Source organism: Paraburkholderia rhynchosiae (assembly GCF_002879865.1).
Classification (GTDB): Bacteria; Pseudomonadota; Gammaproteobacteria; order Burkholderiales; family Burkholderiaceae; genus Paraburkholderia; species Paraburkholderia rhynchosiae.
Map to the genome: position 1 here is coordinate 1 of NZ_PNXY01000115.1, position 721 is coordinate 721.

At 63.7% G+C, this 721-nt stretch carries 1 protein-coding gene; it reads left to right on the plus strand.

The features are described from left to right. A partial coding sequence (locus C0Z16_RS37040; RefSeq protein ID WP_244201526.1) for a phospholipase D-like domain-containing protein occupies positions 1-721 on the plus strand: 721 nt, incomplete at both ends.

Below are 721 nucleotides of genomic sequence, written 5' to 3' on the forward strand. Positions count from 1 at the left end.
CGCTTCGAGGTGCTCTTGAACGGCGACGAGATCTTTCCGTCGATGCTGGAGGGCATCCGGTCGGCGCGGCACACGATCACCTTCGAAACCTTCATTTACTGGTCCGGCGCGATCGGCGAGGAAATCGCGCGTGCGCTGTCCGACAAGACGCGTGCGGGTATCGCGGTGCACGTGCTGCTCGACTGGGTCGGCTCATCGAAGATGGACAAGCGCTATCTTCGGATGCTGCGCGAGTCGGGTGCGGAAGTCATCCAGTATCACAAGCCGCACTGGACGGGTCTCGGCCGCATGAACGACCGCACGCACCGCAAGCTGCTCGTGATCGACGGACGCATCGGCTTTACGGGCGGCGTGGGTATCGCCGACGAATGGGCCGGGCACGCGCAGGACGAGAAACACTGGCGCGATACGCACTTTCGCGTCGAAGGCCCGGCGGTCGGACAGATGCAGGCGGTCTTCATGGACAACTGGATCAAGGCGACGGGGAATGTGCTGCACGGCCCGCAGTACTTTCCGGAGATCGACGCTGCGGGCGACGGCCTCGCCCACATGTTTAGCAGCTCGCCCTCGGGCGGCAGCGACGACATGCAGTTGATGTACCTCATGGCGATCACCGCCGCGACGCACTCCATCCACTTGTCGAGCGCGTACTTAGTGCCGGACAAGCTGACGATCAACGCGATCGTCGAGGCGGCGAAGCGCGGCGTGAAGGTGCGCATTA